This window comes from Rhizobium sp. 01L419 (assembly GCF_056400025.1).
On sequence record NZ_JBFTSM010000062.1, the window covers coordinates 1 to 451 of the forward strand.

A 451-nucleotide genomic window follows, 5' to 3' on the forward strand; every position below is an offset into this window, starting at 1 on the left:
GCCTTCTCGATCGGCTTTGGGCGTGAGCTGGTCGGATGGACGGACAGGAAGGGCACCCGCTGGAAGATCTGCGCGATTCCCCTGGGCGGCTACGTCAAGTTCGTCGGCGACCTCAATGCGGCGAGCGTTCCGGATCAGGATGAGCTCGACCGGATGCCGCCCGCGGAGCGGTCGATCAGTTTTCCCCACCAGAATGTCGCCAAGCGCGCCGCCATCGTGGCTGCCGGCCCCATCGCCAATTTCATCCTGGCGATCGCCATCTTCGCAGGCTTCAACTACTTCAGCGGCCGGCAGGTTCTCGAACCGAGGATCGAGGCCGTCCAGCCCGGAAGCGCGGCCGAGAAGGCCGGCTTTCTGTCGAAGGACCTGATTCTGACCGTCGACGGCAGGCAGATCGAGACGTTCGCCGACATGCAGCTGATCGTGAGCTCCAGCGCCGGCGAGCCCCTCG

General features: G+C 65.2%; 1 protein-coding gene. It reads left to right on the forward strand.

What is annotated here, in order from left to right; translation table 11 throughout:
- Positions 1 to 451, forward strand: a 451-nt coding sequence (locus tag AC1DUP_RS36790; RefSeq protein ID WP_477837387.1) for a site-2 protease family protein, incomplete at both ends; no start/stop codon positions are given.